Below are 22835 nucleotides of genomic sequence, written 5' to 3'. Positions count from 1 at the left end.
AGGTGAGTTCAACCTTCCCCCGCACGCGGAGTTCCCGACGCGGCTACGACATCGACCAGGTCGAGGATTTTCTCGAGGATGCACGCGCCGCATACAACTCGGAGCCGGGAGCGCTCATCGTTCTCGACGCGGAAGCCATCCGCCGCACCTCCTTCGCGCTGAAGAAGGGCGGGTATTCGACCGCGCACGTCGATGCCGCCCTCGAACGGCTCGAGGATGCGTTCGCTGGGCGTGAGCGTGACCGAGCGCGAGCAGTGGCCGGCGATGAGGCCTGGTTCACGGCGGCCCGCAGCAACGCGCGGGAGATCATCGATCGGCTGGCACGCCCGCACGGTCACCGTTTTCGCGTGGTCAACCTCCTGAGCGGCGGTTACGACCGCAAACAGGTGGATGCGTTCGGCGACCGTCTCTCCGACTACTTCCTCAAGGCGACACCGTTGAGCGTCGACGATGTGCGCACGGTCTCGTTCCGGCCGAAGCGAGGCGGTTACAGTGAAGCTCAGGTGGACTACTTCCTCGACAGTGTCGTCGCCGTCATGCTCTCTGTTCGCTGAGGACTGTTCGCTGACGACTGTTCGCTGGCGACTGTTCGCTGAGGGCGGGCGAGAGTTTTCAGTCGAATTCGGCTAAAATCCATTCACAGTGGGTAGACACGCGAACGTTCTCGTGAGCCTGTCGCGGACTACGGGGGCCGGGGCGGGCGTTTCTGCGCGCATTCGGCGGAATCCGCATTCGTTGCCTGCCTATTCCTTCGTCGTCTCGCTTGCGATCGTGCTCGTGACGGTCATCGCCCCGGACTATTCCGCTTCTGCGGATGCCGGCATCCCCGGTGACGCGCCGTCGCCTGCGTCGACGCAGCTGTTCTCCCACGAGGGGGACTACTCGGCGCTGCTCGCCCGCGACGGGTACAGTGTCACGATGCGTCCGACGGCGCCGGCGGTCGGCAAGCCCGACCCGGGGACCGCCCAGGCGATCGCCTACGACCTGGTCCTGGCCCGGGGCTGGGATGAGAGCCAGTACAGCTGTCTCGTGGCCCTGTGGAACCGGGAGTCCCACTGGAACGTTTACGCGCACAACCCCTCGAGCGGGGCGTACGGCATCCCGCAGGCCCTCCCGGGGAACAAGATGGCAACCGCGGGAGCCGACTGGGCGACGAACCCCAGGACCCAGATCATCTGGGGACTCGGATACATCGCGGCCAGGTACGGGACTCCCTGCGGCGCGTGGGAGCACTCAGAACAGCACCACTGGTACTAGGTCGGCATAGGCTGGACTGATGCCCCGTACCAATCGTCCCCGTCGCGCGCGCGGGGAATCGGATGTCGCCCAGGAAGTGGACCTCCAGCGAGCCCTCTTCGGCACTCTCCGAACGGAGACGAGGCGCGACGGAGTCTGGAATGTTCAGCCGGTTTCCCCCGCTTCCGCGGTGAAGACGTACGTGTGCCCCGGCTGCGGTGGCGACATCTCGCCCGGGCAGTCCCACATCGTCGCCTGGCGTGCGGACGGGCTCATGGGGGATGCCGCGGACATCGCCGCGCGCAGGCACTGGCACTCCCATTGCTGGAAGGTGCAGTAGGACGTGGAGATCCGTTCAGGGGTGGAGCTTCCTGCGCGCAGGACCGACATCGAGCTTCACACGTCCGACGGGCTCCGTCTGGTCGGTGAGCTCGCGGAGCCGCTCGATGTGCCCGCAGTGGCCACCATCGTCTGCCTCCACCCGCTGCCGACGGGGGGCGGGTTCATGGATTCGCACATCATCCGGAAGGCTGCAGCCAGACTGCCTGCTCTCGCCCGCATCGCGGTGCTGCGCTTCAACTTCCGCGGCGTCACCTCGCCGCGGGGCCACTCGGAGGGATCCTTCGGCGATGGCATCGAGGAGCGCAAAGACCTCGAGGCGGCCATCGAGTTCGTGACCGAGCGCGGCCTGCCGACTCCGTGGCTGGTCGGCTGGTCTTTCGGGACCGAGGTCGCGGTCGCCTACGGTCTCGATCATCCGATCGCCGGCGCGATCCTTCTCTCACCGCCGCTCAAACGAGTCTCCGACGAGCAACTGGGCAGGTGGTCGGGGAGCGGGAGGAGGCTTGTCGCCGTGATTCCCGAATTCGACGACTATCTCCGGCCGGACGAGGCGAGAGAGCGGTTCGCCGTTGTCCCGGACGCCGAGCTCGTGATGGTCGCGGGCGGTAAGCACTTGTGGGTGGGGGAGGAGCAGACCAGGAGGGTGCTCACCGAGATCGTCCGCGCGGTGAATCCGGCGGCTCTGCCTCTGGCCACCGAATGGGCGGACTGATCCCGCTCAGACCTCGTTCTGCCGCGGGATGACGACCTGGTTGATGATCAGGAGGATCGACGCGGCCACGGGGATGGCGATGAGCGCACCGAGGATCCCGAGCAGGGTTCCACCCGCGAGCGCAGCAATGACGACGATGACGCCTGGTACTTTGACCGCTCGCTTCATGATGTTCGGATTCAACACGTATGCTTCGATCTGCATGTAGATGGCGTAGTAGATCGCGACGGCGATGGCCGTGGGAACGCCGTCGAAGACGAGACAGCTGAGCGCGATGAGGATGCTGCCGGACAGCGTTCCGACGAGCGGGACGAGCGAGAACAGGAACGCGATGAAGGCGAAGAGGGCGGGATACTCCGCTCCGACGATCGTGAGATAGATGAAGCTCAGGATGCCGTTGGCGAGAGCGAGCGTCGCCTGCCCGACGACGTAGCGCCCCACCGACTGGCTGATCTGCTCGGCGATGTCGGAGAACCGCGCACGCTTGGTCGCCGGCACGAGCTGGTAGAGGCCGCGCTTCATGCTGTTGAGCGATGCGACGAAGTAGAGCGTGAGGATCAGGACGATGATGAAGCCGAACGCGCCGCTGGCGATGCCGAGGCCAACCTGCAGCACGCCGCCGCCGATCGAGGTGATGTTGTTCTTCACGAACTCGAGCGCGCCGCCGATGATCGCCTGCAGGTTGATGTAGTCGGGGAGGTTCTTCTGCGCAGTCGCGACCCAGTTGTTGTCCTGGTCGCCGAGCGCTGCGATGAGCGGCGTGAGCCCGTTGATGAGGTTGGACGTCTGTTCCACGATGACGGGGACGACGGCGAACACGAGACCCGTGAAGATCGCGAGAACTGCGACGACGACCGTGAGGATCGCGAGCCAGCGCGGAAATCTCTTCTTCTCCAGCCACGACACGGCAGGGTCGAGACCGAGGGCTAGGAAGATCGCGGCGCCGATATAGGTGATGATCGTGGCGAGGGTACCGACGGCGGCGCCGATCCCGAGCGCGACGAGCACGCCGAGGCCCCCGAAGAGGCCGAGCCGAAACGCGTTCTGGATCTTCACCGTGCCCCCTCGACAGTTCTATTCGTCTGCAGCGACTTTCTCCGCGTCGCCGAGGACCGTCCGCAGCGCACCGAAGTATCCGGCGACCGCTTCGCGCTCGATTCTAATCTTGGACAGTCTCTCTTCGGCTTCGGACACGAGCGTCGTGGTGCGCTTCTCCGCGTCTGCGATCATCGCCTTCGCCCGAGCCTCGGCGTTCGACAGGATGTCGGCGGCCTCCTTCTTCGCCGCATCCTTCGCCGCCGCAGCGTCCTTCGCCGCGCGTGACGTCACGGTCTCGGCTTCCTTGCGCTTCTCGTCGGCCCGCGCGATCGCCTCTGCCAGTTGACTGCGTGCTTCGTCGAGGTACTGCTGGTTCTGTGCGACCGCCTCCTGGTGCTTGGCGAGGTAGTCCTTCTCTGCCTCGTCGCGCCTCGACGTGAGCTCGACTTCGAGGTCCGACCTGGCCTGGTCGGCATCTTTCGAGAGGGCCGTTCGAGACGTCGCGAGCTCCGCCGCGAGTTCGGCGCGGGCGTGGTCCTGCTCGTTCGTGAAGTCGGCCCTCGTCTGCTCGAGCTCCCGGTCGAGGTCGGTGCGCTGTTGTTCGATGTCGTGGGCGAGGCTCGCCCGAGCCTCAGCCATCTCTGCTTCGGCCTTCGCCTTCGCGTCCTCGAGGGAACGGGCCAGCTCGGCTTTGGCGGTTTTGGTCTCCTGTGCGAGTTTGGAGTGCGCGGCGGCCGCGTCGGTCTTCAGTTTCGCGCGCGCAGCATCCATTTCCTCGTCGAACTTGGCGCGGGACGCCGCCAGCTCGCGCTCGAGGTTCGCACGGGCCTGCTCGGCCTCTGTGGCGAGCTGGGCACGGGTCGTGGCGACTTCCCGTTCTGCGTCGGTGCGCTGCTGCTCGACATCCCGGGCGAGATCGCCCCACTGCTTCTCGGTCTCGGCGGTGAACTCTTTGCGGTTCTTCTCGGTGTCCCTGGCGAGGAACGCTGCGGCCTCCCGCGCCTCCGTCGTCTCCCGGACAGTGACCGCCTTGAGTTCTGCCGCCTCCCTTGCCGCTTCGGCACGAACGGCGGCTGCCTCCCGCTTGGCCGCGGCGCGGGATTCTGCGGCTTCGGTGGCCACTGCACCGCGCACCGATGCGGCATCCTTGAGCTCGTTCTGTTTCGTCGCCTCGGCCTGGGCCTTGCTTCGTGCGACGAGTTCCGCCGCTTCTGCGTGCGCCGCATCGAGCACCTCGGCTGCGGTGGCGTGGGCGTCGGCGACGATCCTTTCAGCGGCCTCCATGGCCTCGATGCGCAGCGAGTTCACTTCGCTCTGCACGCCGGTGCGCAGCTTCTCGGCGTCGATGTCCGCCTGGCTGATGAGCCTCGTCGACTGCTCCTCGGCGACGCGCAGCACGTTCTCGAGCTTGGTGCCGAGCCCCGTGTAGGTCGGGCTGCCGATCTCGTCGATCTCCGCCTGAAGGTCGGCGACCGTCGCGTTCAGTCGTTTCAGCTCTTTGGCGCTCTCCGCCTTGTCGCTGTTGGCTTTGATGAGCTCGCGCCGCAGATCCTGGATGGCGTTGTCGACCTCTTCGCGGTTGTATCCGCGCATGGCAGTGGAAAACGCTTCGTCGTCGGATGCCACAATCTCTCCCTGGTTGGTGGACGGACGGCCATCAGTCGGGGGTTATTGGCCGGACAGAGTCGAGTTTAGCGGTGCGGGGCAGGCACGGGCGATGGCGGCCGCCGGGCAGCCCCTCAGCATCCGGTGGGGAAGCTTTCAGACTGCGTGCGCTATTCTGTAATGTCTTTGCCTGCTGCCCGCGGGAATCCGACCGGAGTCCTGCGCCGTCCTCGCCCGTGGTGGCGACGTGCCCGGCATGGCGGCCAATCCACCGATACCGGCTTCGGCAGCACGAGAGGAGTTCGACTTGCGGTTCATTGTGGCCATCGTGAGCTTCATCGTCGCTTTCGTGATGATCAGCTACGGGATCGCGCAGCGGACCGTCCTCGCCGAGCCGGACCACGTCGCGGCATCCACCGCGCTCGGTACGAGTGCCCCGGTCACCGTCATCGACGGCAAGGTGCTCAACTCCAATCCCGGCCGGCAGAAGGTACTCATCACCGGGTCGGGAACCGTGTTCGCCGCCTACGGCAAGACCACCGACGTACTGGCCTGGATCGGTGATGCGACCTACAACGAGGTACGCCTCAACAAGAAGACGTCGACCCTTTCCAATGAAGTGGTGCAGGGTACGGAGGCGACGGTGCCCGACCCCCACGACTCCGACCTGTGGCTGGACGAGTTCACGCGCGACAACCAGCTGACCTTCGTCGTCAACATCCCTCAGGATGTCTCGGTCATCATCCTCTCGGACGGCACGGCGCCCGCCCCGGGCCAGGTCTCGATCACCTGGCCGGTCGACAACCGCACACCCTGGTCAGGGCCGCTCATCGTGGGCGGCGTACTGCTGCTGCTCGCAGGACTCGCACTGTACCTGTGGGCACTGTCGCACCTGCGTAAGGCGCGAGGACCACGCCGACGTCCACCCAGGATGCCCAAGCCACCCAAGCGCCTCAAGTACAAGGTGCCGAAACAGAAGAGTCTCCAGGCGCCGAGAGGTCGGAGAGCGGCCGGCCGCGCCGGCATGGTGACCGGCATGGTCGTGGCCGGTGCCTTGGTTCTGACCGGCTGCACAGCAGAATCCTGGCCGGAATTCCTCGGGGGAGAGGCCGCATCGAGCCCCTCGCCGACCCCATCGGTGTCCGCGCCGCCCGTGAGCACTGACAAGCCGCCCGTCGTCAGCACGCCTCAACTCGAGTCGATCGTGTCGAAGATCGCCCTCGTGGCCCAGCAGGCGGATGCCGAACGCGACAGCGATCTCATCGCGGAGCGTTTTGCGGGACCAGCCCTTGATCTTCGCGAGGCCAACTACGCGATCCGCAAAGCCGACAAGAACTACAAGCCGCTTCCGGCCATCCCGTCATCGCCGGTGGAGGTGACACTCCCGCAGCAGAACGACAAGTGGCCGCGTACCGTGTTCACCGTCGTCCACGATCCCAAAGACACAGAGGTCGCCCCGACTGCGCTCATGCTCGTCCAGCAGTCTCCACGCGAGAACTACAAGGTCGTCTACGCCATGCAATTGGAGTCCGGACCGGTGCTGCCGGAGCTGGCGGCGGCGAATGTCGGAACCCAGCGGCTCCAACCGGACATCAAGCTCTTCGCGCTCCAGCCCGACCAGCTCGCGCTCGCATACGGAGACGTCCTGCTCAATGGCGAATCGAGTGAGTACTACAAATACTTCGACCTCGAGAACGACTCCCTCGCGCAGTCCATCGGTTTCGACGCGAAACAGAAGAGGAAATCGTCGATCCCGCGGATCGCGAAGATGACATTCGGCAACCTCGCCGGCGACGGTGAGGTGATCCCGATGGTGACGAATGACAGCGGTGCGATCGTCGCGACCTACCTGAACGAGACCGAGACTGTGAAGCCCACGGAACCCGGTGCCCTCATCAACGCCGAGGGCGCCGTCAAGTCGCTGTCCCGCGTTTCATCGACGACCAAGGGCACCCTCGCGACCTACGGGGACCAGCTGCTGTTCTACGTGCCCCCGGCGTCAAGTGGACAGAAGATCGTCTTGATCGGCTGGGCGTCCGCCCTGATAGCTGCGCGGGAGTTGAAGTGACCGATATCCCCCCAACCCAACTTCGAGGAGCCGTCGATCTCTCGTCGCTCCTGCGCGACAAGCCGGAACGCTCGACCGCATCCGGCACCGCAGGCGACTCGGCGATTGCGTCTCTCGTGACGGAGGGGACCGACGCGAATTTCGGCCAGTTCCTGGAACTGTCTCGGACCATTGCCGTGATCGTCGAACTCCATGCCGGGGAGCCCTCGGCGACGCTCGAGCGCATCATCCGAGCCTACGAGGGCAGGTTCGTGCTTGTGACAGTGGATGCGAGACGCAACCCGCAGCTGACGCAGGCATTCCAGGCCGTGGCGGTGCCCACCGTCGCGGCGGTCGTCGGAGGACGGCCCATCGCCCTGTACGAGGGGGAGCTGGCGGAGGCGGATGCGAAGGGCGTCTTCGACCAGGTGGTGACGCTCGCGACCCAGAACGGTGTGACGGGCAAGGCAACGACCTCAGAGGCGAAGGACGAAGCGCCCGCGGAACCGGTCGAAGAGCCACTGCCGCCGCATCACCAGGCCGCGTTCGACGCGATCGATCGCGGTGACTTCGCGACGGCCATCGCCGAATACAAGACCGCCATCGCCCAGGATCCGCGGGACCAGCTCGCGGTCGCCGGCCTCGTGCAGGTCTCGCTGCTCCACCGTTTGGACGGAGCGGTTGCCGATGACATCCGAGCCACGGCTGCAGCATCCCCTGGCGACCTCGACGCGCAGCTCGCCGTGGCCGACCTGGACATCTCCGGCGGGCACGTCGACGATGCGTGCGGGCGCCTGCTCGACCTGTTCCCGTCGCTCGACCAGCACGGCAAGGATGTGATCCGTACGAGGCTGCTGTCCTACTTCGATCTGACCGGTTCAGACGACCCGCGGGTGGCGGCGGCACGTCGCCGGCTCACGTCGCTCCTGTACTAGCGCCGGGCCGGCGTGAGCCACAGCGCTGCCAGCGGCGGAAGCGTGATGTCCGCGGATGCCGGTTGTCCGCCGTGGGGCTCAGCCCGCGCGACCACGGTGCCGAGGTTGCCGACGCCGGATCCACCGAATTCCGCGGCATCCGTGTTGAGAAGCTCGACCCACTCGCCGGAGGTGGGCAGGCCGATCCGGTACGGTCCGACCGGCTTCCCGGAGAAGTTGACGATGACCGCCACCGGCGCGCCGTCGACGGGCCACCGCAGGAAGGCGACGGTGTTGTTGGACGCGTCGTCGCTCACGAGCCACTGGAAACCGCCCGCAGAATGGTCCTGCTGCCACAACGCGGGTTCCGAGCGATAGAGACGGTTGAGCTGCCCCACGAGGGCGAGCAGACCCCGGTGGACCGGCTGGTCGAGAATCCACCAATCGAGCCCGCGCTCCTCGCTCCACTCGGACGGCTGCCCGAACTCCTGCCCCATGAAGAGCAGCTGCTTACCGGGGTGCGACCACTGGAACGCGAGGAACGCACGCAGGTTCGCGAGCTTCTGCCACTGGTCCCCTGGCATCTTGTGGAGCAGTGACCCCTTGCCGTGCACGACCTCGTCATGGCTGATCGGCAGGAGGAAGTTCTCGCTGAACGCGTAGACCATGCTGAAGGTGAGCTCGCCGTGGTGGTGGGAGCGGTACATCGGGTCGACGGACATGTACTCGAGCGAGTCGTGCATCCAGCCCATGTTCCATTTGAGGCCGAAGCCGAGCCCCCCGGCATCCGTCGGAGCGGTGACGCCAGGAAACGCCGTCGACTCCTCGGCGATCATGACGATTCCGGGATGCAGCTTGTACGCGGTCGCGTTGACCTCTTTGAGCAGGTCGATGGCTTCGAGGTTCTCCCTGCCGCCATGCCGATTCGGCGCCCATTCTCCGGACTTTCGCGAATAGTCGAGGTAGAGCATCGACGCGACGGCGTCCACGCGCAGACCATCGATGTGGAACTCCTCGAACCAGTACAGCGCGTTGGCGACGAGGAAGTTCCGCACCTGCGACCGGCCGAAGTCGAACACCAGGGTTCCCCAGTCGGGCTGTTCGCCCCTCCGCGGATCCCCGTGCTCGTAGAGCGATTCGCCGTCGAATCTGGCGAGCGCCCATTCGTCTTTCGGGAAGTGCGCAGGCACCCAGTCCATGATGACGCCGATCCCCCTGGCGTGCAGCCGATCGATGAGGAAGCGGAGATCATCCGGATGCCCGAAGCGGCTCGTCGGGGCGTAATAGCCGGTCACCTGGTAACCCCATGAGCCCCCGAACGGATGCTCGGCAAGGGGCAGGAACTCCACGTGGGTGTATCCGATCTCCGCGACGTAGTCGACGAGATCCACGGCGAGTTCCCGATAGCCGAGACCAGGGCGCCACGATCCGGCGTGGACCTCGAACACGCTCATCGGGCCGTCGAGCGGGTTGGAGCGCGCTCGCGCCGCCATCCACTCCTCGTCGTTCCAGGTGTAGTCCGAGATGCCGATCCTGGACGCGTTCGCCGGCGGCACCTCTGTGAACCGCGCCATCGGGTCCGCACGAAGCACCCAGTCTCCTCTCGCGGTGAGCAGCTCGAACTTGTACGCGGCGCCGGGCGCGGTACCGGGGATGAACACCTCCCACACTCCGTTGTCGTCGAGCCGCCTCATGGCGCTTCCGGAACCATCCCAGTCGTTGAAGTCGCCGACGACGCGAACTGCTCGCGCGTGCGGTGCCCAGACCGAGAACGAGGTGCCGTCGATGCCTTCGTGCGGTCGATGGTGGGCGCCGAGGACCTTCCAGAGCTTCTCGTGCCGCCCTTCTCCGAACAGATAGAGGTCGACTTCGCCCACCGAGGGAACGAACCGGTACGGGTCCTCAGCGAGCCAGTCCGGCCCGGACTCGTACGTGGTCTCGATCGTGTACGACTGCCCGCCGCCGCGCGCGCGCGCCTGCCAGATGCCGTGGGCGACGTGCTTGAGCGGGATCCTCGTCCCGTTCGCGCGGATGGCGGTCACGGACCGGGCGAGCGGCCGCCTCGCGCGGATGACCCACCCGCGGTCGAGAGCGTGCTGCCCGAGGATCGAGTGAGGCTGCGGATGCCGTCCCTCGGCGATCGCCGACAACTCCTCCGGCGGCACGGTGGGAAGCGGCACGGCGGAAGCCATCAGCGTCCCTTCCCCGACTCGACCTTCAGGATGTGGACCGGCTCGGTGAAGGCGTCCAGCCGCACGTAGTTGTCGCGCCCCCAATCGAATCGCTGCTTCGTGATCAGGTCGGTGGCGGCGAAGCGGGCATCCGGGGCCAGTCCGAGCTTCTCCAGGTCGAGGTGGACGGTCGTCTCCCGCACCGAGTGAGGGTCGACGTTCGCGACGACGATGATCGCATCCGTCTGTCCGCTGCGGATGAATCGGCCGTGAAGGTACTTGCTGTAGACCAGAATCGCGTCGTCGTCGCTCCAGTGGACCTCGAGGTTCTTCAACTGGCGCAGCGCAGGATGCTCAGAACGGATGCGATTGAGCGTCTTGAGGTACGGCGCGATCGAGATTCCGCTCCTCTCCGCCGCCGTCCAGTCACGGGGATGGTACTGGTACTTCTCGTTGTCGATGTTCTCCTCGGAGCCCGGGCGCGCGACGTTCTCGATGAGTTCGTATCCGGAATACACCCCCCAACTCGGGCTCGCCGTCGCGGCGATCGCCGCGCGAATCTTGTAGGCGGGCACCCCACCGAACTGCAGGTACTCGGTGAGGATGTCCGGGGTGTTGACGAAGAGGTTCGGTCGCAGGAAGTCGCTCGTCTCGTGCGACAACTCGAGCAGGTAGGTCTCCAGCTCCACCTTGGTGTTGCGCCAGGTGAAGTAGGTGTATGACTGCTGGAATCCGACCTGGGCGAGCGCCCTCAGGGGCGCGGGCCTCGTGAAGGCCTCGGCGAGGAAGACGATGTCGGGACGGACCTTCGCGACCTCGTGCAGGAGCCACTCCCAGAATCGCAGCGGCTTCGTGTGGGGGTTGTCGACCCGGAAGATGGTGATCCCACGGTCGATCCAGAGGTTCACGATGCGGAGGATCTCCTCCCGCAGCCCCGGCTCGTCGGTGTCGAAGTCCAGTGGATAGATGTCCTGGTACTTCTTCGGCGGGTTCTCCGCGTACGCGATCGAACCGTCGATGCGGTGGGTGAACCACTCAGGATGCTCGGTGACCCACGGATGGTCGGGGGAGCACTGGAGGGCGAGATCGATGGCGACCTCGAGGTTCTGGCCGCGTGCGGCGGCGAGGAAGGACTCGAAGTCCTCGAGCGTGCCGAGGTCGGGGTGGATGGCGTCGTGCCCGCCCGCGTCGGATCCGATCGCCCACGGGGAGCCAGGATCGTCCGGGCCGGCCTCCAGCGAGTTGTTCGGACCCTTTCGAAAGCTCGACCCGATCGGGTGGATCGGCGGAAGGTAGACGACGTCGAATCCCATGTGCGCGATCGCAGGAAGCCGGCGCGCCGCGGTCGAGAACGTCCCGCTCGCCCAGCTGCCGTTCTTGCGCTGCTTCGCTCCCTCCGAGCGGGGGAAGAATTCGTACCAGCTCCCCACCGCGGCCCTCGCCCGTTCGACGCGCAGACGGTGAGGCGCACCGGTCGTGATCGTCGATGCGAGCGGATGCGCCGCCAGCTCGTCGGTGAGCGCAGGGTCGAGGGCGGCTGCCAGGCGGGCCGTCGGTGCGATGGAGGTGTCCGAGAGGATGGCGGAGGCGGAGGCGATCGGGCCGTTCCCCGGCAGCTCGCCCAGGGCTCGGTGCAGGAGCACTGCGCCGGATGCGAGCGTCAGCTGCACATCGATGCCCGCCGGGATCTTCACGACGGCGGCGGCGAGCCAGGTGGCCCAGTCATCCGTCCAGGCGCGGAGCGCCACCGTCCATTCGCCGGGGGCATCGACCGGGGCGAGCGCCTCCCAGGTGTCTGTTCCGGGCGCGCCAGCGGCCATCCGATGCGCCGTGGTGGTGCCGGAAGGGCTGGTCAGGAGTACATCCGCGCCGAGGGTGTCGTGGCCGTCCTTGAAGATCGTCGCCCGGAACGGAACCACTTCGCCGACCCAGGACTTCGCCGGAAACCGATCATCGCTGTGCCGGGGGGAGTCGAGACGGAGGGGGATTCGGCCGAACCGGGGCTCATAGGCGGACATCACCCTTCGACCGTAGCGAAGGTGTCGGGGAAATGGGGGAGAGTGTTCGAGATTCCTGCGGGCCCGTCAGTCGTCCCACCCCCCGAGTGAGTGTGACCTTTTCTGGGTGGGGTACAAACCTTGTCCTCTATTTTGCTGACCAGTACTGTCTTTGACGGGGGATATACCGGAGCCCGGATCCAGCACTGATCCGAGTCGGGTGCTTCCAACAGCTGGTTTACCCGCCAGCGAGAACACTGAAACAACCCGCGACCCGAAAGCGGGCTTCCAGTACAACTGGATGCTGCGTGCCCGGGTCCTGACTCGAACAGGACACCATCATGAACAAGCTCACCAAGGCGGCCATCGCCGGAGCAGCAGGAATCGCACTCCTTCTCGGAGGCGCAGGCTCACTCGCGCTCTGGAACGCGACGGACACCGTCAACGCCGGATCGATCACGACCGGCACCCTGGAGATGACGGCGACCGCCGGCTCGTGGACCTCCGCACCCGCACTGTGGGTTCCCGGCGACTCCGCCACCTACAGCGCCACCGTCGACGTGACGGCGACGGGCGATCACATCAAGGGCACCCTGTCCATTGACGCCACGACCGTCACCCTCCCGTCCGGCGTGACGCTCGCGCTCACCATCGCACCCACCTCCGGTGTCAATGCCAACGGTGACGGAACGTTCGACATCACGGGAGCCGGAAACTACTCGATTCCGGTCACGGTGACGGCCACGTTCGACAGTGGAGCCGACAACACCTCACAGGGCCAGACGATCGATCTGTCCGGCCTCGCGTTCCGCGTCGACCAGCACGCCTGATGTCCCCGCGGTGCCCCGCCTCCACCCGGGCGGGGCACCATCGGGGCTCCCGAACACCAGCCGGTCGGCCAACACTCGTGAGGAGGTGAAGCATGACCACCAGATCAACGCATGCCAGGCACCGCGCACCAGCGCAGCGCGCCCGGAGGATCGGCGGGATGCTCGCCTCCACCGCTGCCGTCGCCGGCGCGAGCATCATCGCCGTGTGTGCGGCGGGGGGCACGTACGCGCTCTGGAACGGGCAGAAGCCGATCGCATCGGCAACCATTCAGACCGGCACGATGGGGCTGACAGTCGATGGCGGTGCGAGCGCCGTCGTGGACGGGACCGCCTGGTCGAACCTTCTCCCCGGCGACGTCGTCTTCCAGGAGGTCACTCTCCAGAACACCGGCAACGTGCCCGACACCGTCTCCGCCTCGACCACTGGCGCATTCGGTCCACTCCTCGTCCACCTCAGGAAAGGCGCGTGCGCGGCGACCATCGTCGGCACGAGTTCGACCGACTCGCCCACCGACCTGGGAGTATTCGCCGTGGGTGAATCGACGCTCGTCTGCATCCAGGTGACCATGCCCGCCACAGTGCCGGCCAACGTGCAGTCGACGAACCAGAGCTTCACGGTGACCTTCACCTCGAAGGCGGGGTCGTGACCATGAGCGACCATCGCAGGGGACGCCGACGCCGCTGGGGCGCACTCCATCACGGGATCACCGCCGGGCTTGCCGTCTTCCTCCTCCTGGTGGGCAGCGGTGTGAGCTACGCGGCCTGGACCAGGAGCACCACCGCCACCAACACGGCCGGTGCCGCCACCCTCGGGGTCTCGACCACCGGGTTCGCATCCAACGTCTTCACGTTCCAGAACCACCAGTTGTCGACGACGGGCAGCGTCACACTCACCAACACGACTGTGACGCAGAGCATGGCGGTCGGAACGTATTCGATGACCCTCGGCTACACGGGGGATGCCGCACTCGCGGCGAAGCTCGCGGTGGCCGTCTGGCCGACGACCGCCCCATCGGGCTGCCCTGCGGTCACGACGCCTCCCGGCACCGCCGTCACCGGCTCCTGGAGCACGGTCGCGACGACCGTGAACCCGTTGACCGGATCCCTCGCGAAGAATGCGACCGCAAGCTACTGCATCCGGGTCACCGGCGCAGAGCGGGGTGAACTCGCATCGAGTACGGGCGTCCTGTCGATTCAGCCGAGCGTGTCCGCCTCCCTCAAGGTGGGAAACTGGATCCAGTCGGCCGGTGCGACGACGACCCAGAAGACCGCATGGATCTTTCCGGCGTTCGGCCCCACACCGAACACCTGGTATCAGATCGTCAATCAGGCCACGCTCAACTGCCTCGACGTGTATTCGGCCTCCCTGACGAGTGGAACCGGCGTCATCGACTACACCTGCAAGACCGGCAACGCCGTAGTCGATTACAACCAGGAGTGGTCGTTCGCCCGGTCCGCTGGAGACTACTACGACATCACACCCCGGCACGATCAGACGTTGAGGATGGATGCGGTGGGATCATCGACGATGGCGCTCGCCGCGGTCGACGTCGAGACCGACAATGACTCGCGACTGAGCCAGGAATGGCAACTCCAGGCTCAGCCGGGCAGCGTCTACCAGCTCGTGAACCGCAACAGCGGGCTGTGCCTTCAGGTCAACGACACGGACGTGTACGTCGATGCGGCCGAGTACGCCCAGACTGTGTGCGACGGTTCTGCCGGGCAGCGGTATGCGCTCGTCGTCAAGGATGTCACCCTCCCGTCGATGACGATCGCCTGCGCCCCTGCGGCCGGCGGCGGTGTCACCCTCGGGTGGACCGGTGCCGCGATCGACACCTATGACTTCCAGTCCGCGCCCAACGGCGGCAACAGCTGGACCAGCATCGGCGGTGCTGCACCCGGCTCGACCGCGATCACGGTTCTGCCATCCTCGATCCCCGGAGCAGACGGCCAGTACACCGCGCGCGCACTCTGGCTCACCAACCTGCTCGCGACGACCACCCTCTGGAAGTCGACGGTGGGCGGCTCGGCGACGCTCAGCTGTTCGGCGCCGGCGACGCTTCAGTGCGTCCTCACCGGAAGCGGATCCAACACCACAGTCGTCTTCGCCTTCTCGCCTACCGCGCCGCAGAGCTTCAAGCTGCAGGTCCGGTCCACTGCAACGACCTGGGTGGACATGATGAACGGCGCGTACTACAGCGGGACGAATTCCGTGACCATCACGGGCAACCCGCCGCTGAATCTGGCCGACGGCGCCTATCCGGTCAGAGCCGTCACGAGCGGCGGATCCACGATCGGCACGTCGCAACTCGTCGTGAGTTCCAGGGGCAGCTCAGCCAATCGGCAGCTGACGTGCAGCTGATGCGACGGCCAGTGATACTCGGCATCCGGCGCGGTGGTCGTGCGAGCGCCGCAGGGACGTTCGTCGGGGTCGCCTTCGTGACGGCGCTCGTGTTGGGCGGCGTCGTCGCACCGGCATCCGCGGTGACGGGCATCGAAGTGAGCCGAGATGGGATGACCTTCACGGGCGCGCTGCCCGGCACGCTGTTCGACCAGATCACGGTCTCCGTGCCAGGCGATACCCAGTCGACCGTACTCTACGTTCGCAACGCAGGCTCCACCGCGGGATTCCTCCGAGTCGCACTGACGTCGGTCACGGTATCGGACCCCGCCCTCGCCGAGGCATTGACGGTATCGGCGGCGACCGCGGACTTCCCGGGCGCGCCGGTCGCTCTTGCCGAAGCGGAGCCCTGCCATGTCCTGACGGAGGGCGACCTGGTCGCCCCTGGTGGTGTCGTCAGGATCTCCAGTGCGCTCCGTTTCGGCGACCTGCAGGGCACGATCGGCCAGAACGGGTCAGCGACCTTCTCTTTCCGGGTGTCGTTGAGCGACGCCGTGGTCGGCAGTCTTCTTCCGACCGAGTGCGGCTCGGGAACGACCATTCCCGCTGCAGGCGATGACAGTATTCCCCTCGCCCACACGGGTGCTGAACCGCCCGCCGCCATGATCATGGGGACGGCCGTGATGCTCGGCGTCGGGCTCTTCCTCCTCGTCACCGCGAGGCGGCGCAGGGAGGCGAAGGAGTGAGCGGACGCCGCCGGGCCGAGCCGGAACGCAGAGACCGCGGCACCTGGTCTTACCTCGGGTGGGGTCTCAGCGCCGGAGTCCTGGCGCTCGTCGTGCTCGTCGGGATGATGGCGATCATCGTCCCGAGCATCACCGGATCGACCCCGATGACGATCCTCACGAGTTCGATGAGGCCGACCTACCCGCCAGGCACGCTCGTGATCGTGAAGCCGATCGCGACCTCGGACATCCGGATCGGCACGCCGATCACGTACCAGCTCGAGTCCGGCAAGGACATCTTCATCACCCACCGCGTGATAGCGATCAGCCACAACTCCGAGGGCAGGACGACCTTCACGACGAAGGGCGATGCGAACGGCGGCGCCGACGAGAAGCCCGTCCTGCCGGTGCAGGTTCGCGGTGAGGTGTGGTACAGCATCCCGTATCTCGGCTGGGTCAACACCTTCGTGGGTGGCGGGAACCGGGGTTGGATCGTCCCGGCGCTCGCGGGTGCGCTGTTCCTCTACGCCGGGTACCTGGTCGCGAGCAGTATCGCGGCCTCGGCCAGGCGCAAGCGAGCGACGCGGGATGCGGCAGCGCGTTCGGATGCTGCGTCGCGGCCGATCGCAGCAGCCGACCTGGACGGCCCGGCGCCGCTCGTTGCCGAGCAACACTCGTAACGTTCTCGCTCTCAGGCCGACTCGCCTAGGCTGGTTGATCGTGAAAGCCATCAAGAGATTTACCGTTCAGCCCGTCCTTCCGCCCGCCCTCGGAGTCCTGGATGAGTTGGCGACGAACCTGCGCTGGTCGTGGCATCTGCCCACGCGCGAACTCTTCGAACAGCTTTCCCCCGAGGCGTGGGAGGCTGCGGCCCACGACCCGGTCGCGGTACTCGGGATGCTGGACTCCGACCGTATCGCGCAGCTCGCGAACGACGAGGGCTTCCTGTCCAGGGCCAATGCGCTTCGGGACGACCTGCACGCCTACCTGAGCGAGCCCCGCTGGTACCAGTCGCTCGGTCCGGATGCTCCGCAGTCGATCGCTTACTTCTCCCCGGAGTTCGGAATCTCCGCCGCGCTGCCACAGTATTCCGGCGGCCTCGGCATTCTCGCCGGCGACCACCTGAAGAGCGCATCCGACCTGGGCGTTCCGCTCATCGCCGCCGGGCTGTTCTATCACTCGGGCTACTTCGCACAGGCGATCTCCTCCGACGGATGGCAGGAGGAGTCGTACCCGATCCTCGACCCGGATGGGCTTCCGCTCACCGTGCTGCGACGGCCGGACGGCACCGCGGCGCAGGTCGCCCTGGCCCTTCCGGACCACGGGGTGCTGTACGCACGGATCTGGCAGGTCGCCGTCGGGCGCGTCACACTTCTCCTCCTGGACACCGACGTCCCGGAGAACGCCGACGAGTACCGGTCGGTCACCGATCGCCTGTACGGCGGTGGCGGCGAACACCGCCTCCTGCAGGAACTGCTCCTCGGCATCGGCGGGGTGCGCGCGATTGCGATGTACACCCGCCTCACCGGCGCGCCGGCCCCCGAGGTGTTCCACACGAACGAGGGCCACGCCGGCTTCCTCGGCCTCGAACGCATCAGCGACCTCATCGGCGGCGGCATGACGTTCGCCGAGGCGCTCGAAGTGGTCCGGGCGGGAACCGTGTTCACGACCCACACTCCCGTGGCTGCCGGCATCGACCGCTTCGACTCCGCGCTCATCACGCGATACTTCTCGACGGACCTGCTTCCCGGCGTCGACGTCGACAGCGTTCTCGCGCTCGGTGCAGAGGACTACGAGGGAGGCACAGAGGACACGTTCAACATGGCGGTCATGGGCCTGCGGCTCGCGCAGCGCGCGAACGGGGTCTCCCGACTGCACGGACAGGTGAGCAGAAAGATGTTCGGTCAGCTGTGGCCCGGCTTCGACAGCGCCGAAGTGCCCATCACCTCCGTGACGAACGGCGTTCACGCCCCCACCTGGACCGATCGCTCGGTGGCCCGTCTCGCCGAGGAGCGGACGGGCGACCGTGACACGACCTCGTGCGACTGGCTTTCGGATGCCATCTCGGATACCGACCTGTGGGCGCTTCGCGGCGAGCTTCGGGGCAAACTCGTCGATGACGCCCGCCGCCGTATGAAGGAGGCCTGGGAGGAACAGAACCCCGGAGCGGCTGCCCCGGTCTGGTACGACCACCTTCTCGACCCCGACGTGTTGACGATCGGGTTCGCCAGAAGGGTTCCGACCTACAAGCGGCTCACGCTCATGCTGCACGACGAGGATCGGCTGCGCTCGATCCTTCTCGACCCCAAGCGGCCGGTGCAGATCGTGGTCGCAGGCAAATCGCATCCTGCGGATGACGAGGGCAAGCGCCTCATCCAGCAGCTCGTCCGGTTCGCGAACGAGCCGGACATCCGCGGTCGCCTGGTCTTCCTGCCGAACTATGACATCGGCATGGCGCAGGTCCTGTACCCCGGTACCGACGTGTGGTTGAACAATCCCCTGCGTCCACTCGAAGCGTGTGGGACGAGCGGCATGAAGGCCGCCATGAACGGCTCGCTCAACCTGTCGATCCTCGACGGCTGGTGGGCGGAGTTCTTCGATGGGGAGAACGGTTGGGCCATCCCGAGCGCGGACGCGGCCGGCAACTCCGCGGAGCGGGACGAGCTCGAGGCCGCCTCGCTCTACGACCTCATCGAGCACCAGGTCGCTCCGCGATTCTACGATCGCAATGACGAAGGGATCCCGACTCGCTGGGTCGAGTCCATCCGTCACACCCTCGCGTCCTTGTCGCCCGCGCTCAGCGCGGATCGGATGGTGCGCGAATACGTCGAGCGGCTGTACATTCCTGCGGCCGGCTCAGCGGCGCAGCTCACAGCGGATTCCGCGGCGGGAGCGCGTGACCTCGCCGCCTGGAAGGCGAAGATCGTGGCCGCGTGGCCGAGCGTCGCCGTGAGCCATGTCGAATCCGGTGGTGTGGATGCGGTCCCCGAGGTGGGCGACGAGCTCCACGTCCGTGCCAAGATCCAGCTCGACGGATTGTCGATCGACGATGTCTCGGTCGAGCTGCTCTACGGGTTCGCGCACTCCAACGACGAGCTCGTCGAACCCCAGCGCCTCGAGCTGACCCCGGACGACACGGCGGAAGGCGCCGGTGGTGCTGCCGGCGTCGTGCAGTTCGGCGGAACGGTCACGCTCAACCGGGCCGGCAGCTTCGGATACACCGTCAGGGTCACTCCTCGCCATGCAGGGCTGGCGAGCGAGGCGGAACTCGGCCTTGTCGCGACCGCCGTCGGCTCGGATCGTGCCTGAGGCACCCAGGGAGCGTCCTGAGCACGCGGTCGTGCTTCACGAACTCGACGGGCACATCCGCGCACGGCCGCGTCAGGTCTTCGACGCCATCGCCCAGCGCTTTCATCCGGGGGAGAACGCGCAGAGTGCGTTCACCGCGGATCCCGCAGCATGGCTGGTGATCGTCCAGGGCGGCTGGTGGTATCGGGCCGAATACCGGGTGATCCCGGATGACACGGGTTCGCGGGTCGAGCACGCGCTCGTCAACGTCGCGGAATCCGGGCAGCGGCTCGGCCGGTTGGCCGGCCGCCGGGTGATCGAGAACACCCCCGCGGAGTTCGCACGGCTGCTCGCCTCGCTCCGCGCAGAACTCGAGTAGGCGCGCCGAATCTCCCGATTCCACCGGCGACGATTCTCGGCGGCGATGCTAGCGGTAGGTCTGGCCCTTGGAACAGGTCTGCTGTGAGGAGTTCTGGCCCGTGATGGTGCTCGGCAGTTTGACGACATTGTCGAGGGGCTGGCTGGAAGGATCGATCGGGGCGGTCGTCGCCTTGGGGTCGAGACTGGAGCCTGGACCGGTCGCACCACTGAGCTTCACCGGCTGGTCGTTCTTGATCGCCGCGAAGAGGACGTTCGCCGCATCCTGGATCGGCAGGACGCCTCCCTCCCCGTTGCTACTGCCGAATCGGCTCGGATACTGGATGAGCTGGATGTTCCGCGGGTCGATGTCCTTGAGCGCGAGGGCGATGGATGCCATCGTGATCGGGTTTCTGAGGCTGTTGGACACCTGCATGTTGTCGACCGCCGCCTTCGCGAGGCCGTACACCTTGATCGGGTCGGTCAAAGTCGCACTGTCCCGCGCCTGCCTTACGAGCGCAGACATGAACACCTGTTGGTTGCTGATCCGGGCGAGGTCGGTTCCGCCGTTGACGCCGTACCGGCTGCGGAGGAACATGAGCGCGTTCCAGCCCTTGATGGTGTGCATGCCCTTCGAGAGGTGGAATCCGATCTGGCCGTCATTGATGGCGCTCGCCACGCACACGGTGACACCGCCGATCGCGTTCGACATCTCGATCACGCCGTTGAATTCGATCTTTGCCGCGAAGGGAATCGAGAGCCCGGTCAGGTCGGACACCGTCTTGACCACGCACGCGAGCCCGCCATAGGCGAGCGCAACGTTGATCTTGTTGGAGGACTGGGCGCCCCAGCTGCCCGGCTGTCCGACCTTCGGACACGACGGGATGGGCACGAAGAGGTCCCGCGGGAAGCTCACGACCGTCGCATTGGTGTGGTCCGCGGAGATGTGCAGAAGGATCGTCACGTCATTGAGCGTCTCGCCGCGAGAACCGTACCGCTTGTCGCCGCCGCCGCTGTCACTGCCGACCAGCAGAAGGTTGACGCCGCCCTCGATGGCACCGATGTCCGGCGGTGGCCCCAGGGTCTCGCCGATGAGAGCGACTCCTGGCTTCACGCTGTTGGAGATGTCCCATACGGCGTAGCCGGCAACGGCCGCCCCGCTCACGAGCACCACGGCAACCGCTGCGGCGACGAACCTGACGATGGTCGCGACCGGCCCGGCGGAGCGGAGTCGACCGTGGCGCGCGATGGTGGGGTCGGATGCCCTGCGAGAAGCTCGGGGGCGCAGATCAGTCACGCACTGATACTAGGCCAGGATTCCCTGAGAACTGGCCCCGCGTAGGCTTGATTCGTGTTCGAACTCCACCACCTCACCGCGCTCGAGCAGTGGACCTGGCTGCAGGAGGGGAAGGTGTCTCCTTCCGAACTCGTCGGCCACTACCTCGCGCGAAGTGAGCGACTGGACACGGGCCTGGGCGCATTCCTCACCATCATCCCGGACGCCGCGCTCGCGAGGGCGCGGCAGGTCGAGTCGGATGTTCCCCGCACTGCGCCGCTCTGGGGGCTCCCGTTCGCCGACAAGGACCTCGTGGCGCGCAAGGGTGTGCGCACGACATACGGTTCACGGCTGTTCTCGGACTACGTGCCCGAGGAGAGCGACGAGCTCGTCGACGTGCTGGACGCCGCAGGGGCCGTGAGCATCGGCAAGACCAACGCCCCCGAGTTCGGCCTCCCGAGCTACACCGAGAACCTCGTCGGCCCTCCCGCGCGAAACCCCTACGACACGGCGCTCGGCGCCGGCGGTTCGAGCGGTGGCGCCGCCGTCGCCGTCGCGGCCGGGCTGCTGCCGTTCGCCCCGGGCTCCGATGGCGGCGGATCCATCCGCATCCCCGCCGCAGCGTGCGGACTCGTCGGCGTGAAGCCATCCCGCGGACTCATTCCGGCGGGCTCCGGCGTCGACAAGCTCGGCGGTCTTGTCGTACCAGGTCCGCTCGCACGCACCGTCGCCGACGCGGCCATGCTCCTCGACGCCATGGTCTCCGGAGGGGACTATCCCTTCGCTGTGCGCGCTCCGCAGTGGGATGGCGGCCCGCTTCTCGGTGCGGCGGTCCGCGGCGACGGTCGTTACCAGGTGGGTGTCATGACGACCTCTCCGTGGGATGGCGCCTACGACATCCGGATCGAGCCGGAGGCGTCGGCGGCACTGGATGTCACCGTCCGAGAACTCGACGCGATGGGGCACGGGGTCGATTCGACGGCCCTGGAACCCGACGACCGTTATGCGCCGGCGTTCCGCACCCTCTGGCAGGCGGGGGCGGCGGCGATCCCGGCGCACGGCGCAGAACTGGAACTTCTCGAACCGCTCACGCGCTGGCTCGTCTCACGAGGACGCGACCTCAGTGCGCTCGATCTCGCGCAGGCGCTCTCCGACCTTGCCGCCTTCGAGCGGTCGCTGATCCGTCAGTTCGCCGGATTCGATGCCATCCTCACTCCAGCGCTGGCCATGACCCCGCGCCCTCTCGGCTGGTACGACCAGGCGGATGGCGAACTCAATTTCGCGCAGCAGGTCCAGTACACGCCGTTCACCTCTTTCGTCAATGTGTCGGGGCTTCCCGCGATCACCCTCCCCGTCCACGTCACGGACGAGGGCCTGCCCATGGGTGTCCAGCTCATCGGTCGGCCGGGCGGGGAGCACGTTCTCCTGGCGCTCGGCGCCCAGCTGGAGCGGAGACTTCGCTGGCAGGATCGGCATCCGCCTCAGTGGTGGACGTAACCGCCGCGCTCCAGGCCGGCCTCGATCTCGAACCGGTTCGTCAGGCCGTTCTGCCCTGCGGCGACGTAGAGCGGGATGAACGCGAGCCCGTACCGTTTCCACTGCGCACGATGGACGGCCTCGTGGGCGAGGACCCCGGGCGAGATCGCGTCGTGGGTGAGAAAGACCGCCCCGATGGTCGTACCGCCGCGGCCGAACGCCCAGCGGGGGCATTTGCGTGCGACGATGACGCCGCCCATCGGTCGGATGCGGCCGAGGCTCAGCACGGTCCCCCAGAGGAGGCCGCAGAGCGTTGCGAACCAGTAACCGGGTCTCGCGACGATCGGTGCCAGTGCTGTCGCGCGGATCCACCCGGTCGAGGATGCGGACCGCACCATGCGTTTCGCCATCCGTTCGACGCGTGAACCGGCAACACCCATGGCCACTGTTCTAGCACCTCCCGGCTCCCCGGGAATGAGA

20 protein-coding genes are annotated in these 22835 nt (G+C 66.7%); 14 read left to right on the top strand and 6 right to left on the bottom strand.

Annotated features, from left to right (window positions below):
• The first annotated feature begins 2 nt into the window (after positions 1–2).
• The 4 genes from BKA04_RS03565 (at position 3) to BKA04_RS03550 (ending at position 2290) form a co-directional block, all read left to right on the top strand.
• Entirely contained in the window at positions 3–554 is a 552-nt protein-coding gene (locus tag BKA04_RS03565; RefSeq protein WP_104095178.1) for a DivIVA domain-containing protein, read from the top strand.
• Between the two features lie 181 nt (positions 555–735).
• On the top strand, positions 736–1257 hold the full coding sequence (locus BKA04_RS12335) for an aggregation-promoting factor C-terminal-like domain-containing protein (RefSeq protein ID WP_408646436.1): 522 nt from the start codon (positions 736–738) through the stop codon (positions 1255–1257).
• Between the two features lie 19 nt (positions 1258–1276).
• Positions 1277–1576, top strand: a complete 300-nt coding sequence (locus tag BKA04_RS03555; RefSeq protein WP_104095177.1) for a hypothetical protein — start codon at positions 1277–1279, stop codon at positions 1574–1576.
• A gap of 3 nt (positions 1577–1579) precedes the next feature.
• Positions 1580–2290, top strand: coding sequence for an alpha/beta hydrolase (locus BKA04_RS03550; protein WP_104095176.1), 711 nt, complete (start codon positions 1580–1582; stop codon positions 2288–2290).
• A gap of 6 nt (positions 2291–2296) precedes the next feature.
• Here the strand turns inward: BKA04_RS03550 and BKA04_RS03545 are convergent, their stop codons facing one another.
• Both BKA04_RS03545 and BKA04_RS03540 read right to left on the bottom strand, forming a co-directional pair.
• On the bottom strand, positions 2297–3346 hold the full coding sequence (locus BKA04_RS03545; protein WP_104095175.1) for an AI-2E family transporter: 1050 nt from the start codon (positions 3344–3346) through the stop codon (positions 2297–2299).
• An 18-nt stretch (positions 3347–3364) separates the two neighbouring features.
• A complete protein-coding gene (locus tag BKA04_RS03540; RefSeq protein WP_104095174.1) occupies positions 3365–4954 on the bottom strand; it encodes a coiled-coil domain-containing protein in 1590 nt (529 codons plus the stop codon).
• A gap of 286 nt (positions 4955–5240) precedes the next feature.
• Between BKA04_RS03540 and BKA04_RS03535 the strand changes: the two genes are divergently transcribed.
• Both BKA04_RS03535 and BKA04_RS03530 read left to right on the top strand, forming a co-directional pair.
• Positions 5241–7001, top strand: a complete 1761-nt coding sequence (locus BKA04_RS03535) for a hypothetical protein (protein WP_134542226.1) — start codon at positions 5241–5243, stop codon at positions 6999–7001.
• Positions 6998–7915 carry a co-chaperone YbbN gene (locus BKA04_RS03530; protein WP_104095172.1) on the top strand — a complete coding sequence of 306 codons (918 nt, stop codon included), beginning with the start codon at positions 6998–7000 and terminating at the stop codon, positions 7913–7915. The genes BKA04_RS03535 and BKA04_RS03530 overlap by 4 nt, the downstream gene beginning before the upstream one ends.
• On the opposite strand, the gene glgB is transcribed toward BKA04_RS03530, so the two are convergent.
• On the bottom strand, positions 7912–10086 hold the full coding sequence (glgB, locus tag BKA04_RS03525; RefSeq protein ID WP_104095171.1) for a 1,4-alpha-glucan branching protein GlgB: 2175 nt from the start codon (positions 10084–10086) through the stop codon (positions 7912–7914). The two genes, BKA04_RS03530 and glgB, sit on opposite strands and share 4 nt — an antisense overlap.
• On the bottom strand, positions 10086–12083 hold the full coding sequence (locus tag BKA04_RS03520; protein WP_104095170.1) for an alpha-1,4-glucan--maltose-1-phosphate maltosyltransferase: 1998 nt from the start codon (positions 12081–12083) through the stop codon (positions 10086–10088). Before BKA04_RS03520 ends, glgB begins: the two co-directional genes overlap by 1 nt.
• A gap of 320 nt (positions 12084–12403) precedes the next feature.
• On the opposite strand from BKA04_RS03520, the gene BKA04_RS03515 reads away from it, so the two are divergent.
• From BKA04_RS03515 to BKA04_RS03485, 7 genes are all read left to right on the top strand, one after another.
• The gene (locus BKA04_RS03515; protein WP_104095169.1) at positions 12404–12892 is read left to right on the top strand and encodes an alternate-type signal peptide domain-containing protein; all 489 of its coding nucleotides are present in this window, start codon (positions 12404–12406) and stop codon (positions 12890–12892) included.
• 92 nt (positions 12893–12984) lie between these two features.
• Complete coding sequence (locus BKA04_RS03510; RefSeq protein WP_104095168.1) at positions 12985–13539, top strand: TasA family protein; 555 nt, start codon at positions 12985–12987, stop codon at positions 13537–13539.
• A 2-nt stretch (positions 13540–13541) separates the two neighbouring features.
• Positions 13542–15254: an RICIN domain-containing protein gene (locus BKA04_RS03505; RefSeq protein WP_104095167.1), complete on the top strand. Its 1713-nt coding sequence runs from the start codon at positions 13542–13544 to the stop codon at positions 15252–15254.
• The gene (locus BKA04_RS03500) at positions 15254–15979 is read left to right on the top strand and encodes a hypothetical protein (RefSeq protein ID WP_134542225.1); all 726 of its coding nucleotides are present in this window, start codon (positions 15254–15256) and stop codon (positions 15977–15979) included. The genes BKA04_RS03505 and BKA04_RS03500 overlap by 1 nt, the downstream gene beginning before the upstream one ends.
• Entirely contained in the window at positions 15976–16638 is a 663-nt protein-coding gene (locus BKA04_RS03495) for a signal peptidase I (protein WP_104095165.1), read from the top strand. The genes BKA04_RS03500 and BKA04_RS03495 overlap by 4 nt, the downstream gene beginning before the upstream one ends.
• 40 nt (positions 16639–16678) lie before the next feature.
• The gene (glgP, locus tag BKA04_RS03490; RefSeq protein WP_104096608.1) at positions 16679–19267 is read left to right on the top strand and encodes an alpha-glucan family phosphorylase; all 2589 of its coding nucleotides are present in this window, start codon (positions 16679–16681) and stop codon (positions 19265–19267) included.
• Positions 19260–19625: a hypothetical protein gene (locus tag BKA04_RS03485; RefSeq protein WP_104095164.1), complete on the top strand. Its 366-nt coding sequence runs from the start codon at positions 19260–19262 to the stop codon at positions 19623–19625. The genes glgP and BKA04_RS03485 overlap by 8 nt, the downstream gene beginning before the upstream one ends.
• A gap of 48 nt (positions 19626–19673) precedes the next feature.
• Here the strand turns inward: BKA04_RS03485 and BKA04_RS03480 are convergent, their stop codons facing one another.
• A complete protein-coding gene (locus BKA04_RS03480) occupies positions 19674–20900 on the bottom strand; it encodes an LCP family protein (RefSeq protein WP_104095163.1) in 1227 nt (408 codons plus the stop codon).
• Positions 20901–20954: 54 nt separating this feature from the next.
• Here BKA04_RS03480 and BKA04_RS03475 point away from each other — a divergent pair, with 54 nt between their 5' ends.
• Positions 20955–22376 carry an amidase gene (locus BKA04_RS03475; RefSeq protein ID WP_104095162.1) on the top strand — a complete coding sequence of 474 codons (1422 nt, stop codon included), beginning with the start codon at positions 20955–20957 and terminating at the stop codon, positions 22374–22376.
• Here BKA04_RS03475 and BKA04_RS03470 read toward each other — a convergent pair.
• Complete coding sequence (locus BKA04_RS03470; RefSeq protein ID WP_325052439.1) at positions 22361–22795, bottom strand: hypothetical protein; 435 nt, start codon at positions 22793–22795, stop codon at positions 22361–22363. The genes BKA04_RS03475 and BKA04_RS03470 overlap by 16 nt on opposite strands.
• Positions 22796–22835 lie beyond the last annotated feature (40 nt).

The sequence above is a fragment of the Terrimesophilobacter mesophilus genome (assembly GCF_014200375.1).
Taxonomy (GTDB): domain Bacteria; phylum Actinomycetota; class Actinomycetes; order Actinomycetales; family Microbacteriaceae; genus Terrimesophilobacter; species Terrimesophilobacter mesophilus.
Note: the sequence above shows the minus strand (reverse complement) of the source record. Positions and strands in the feature narration are given on the sequence as shown.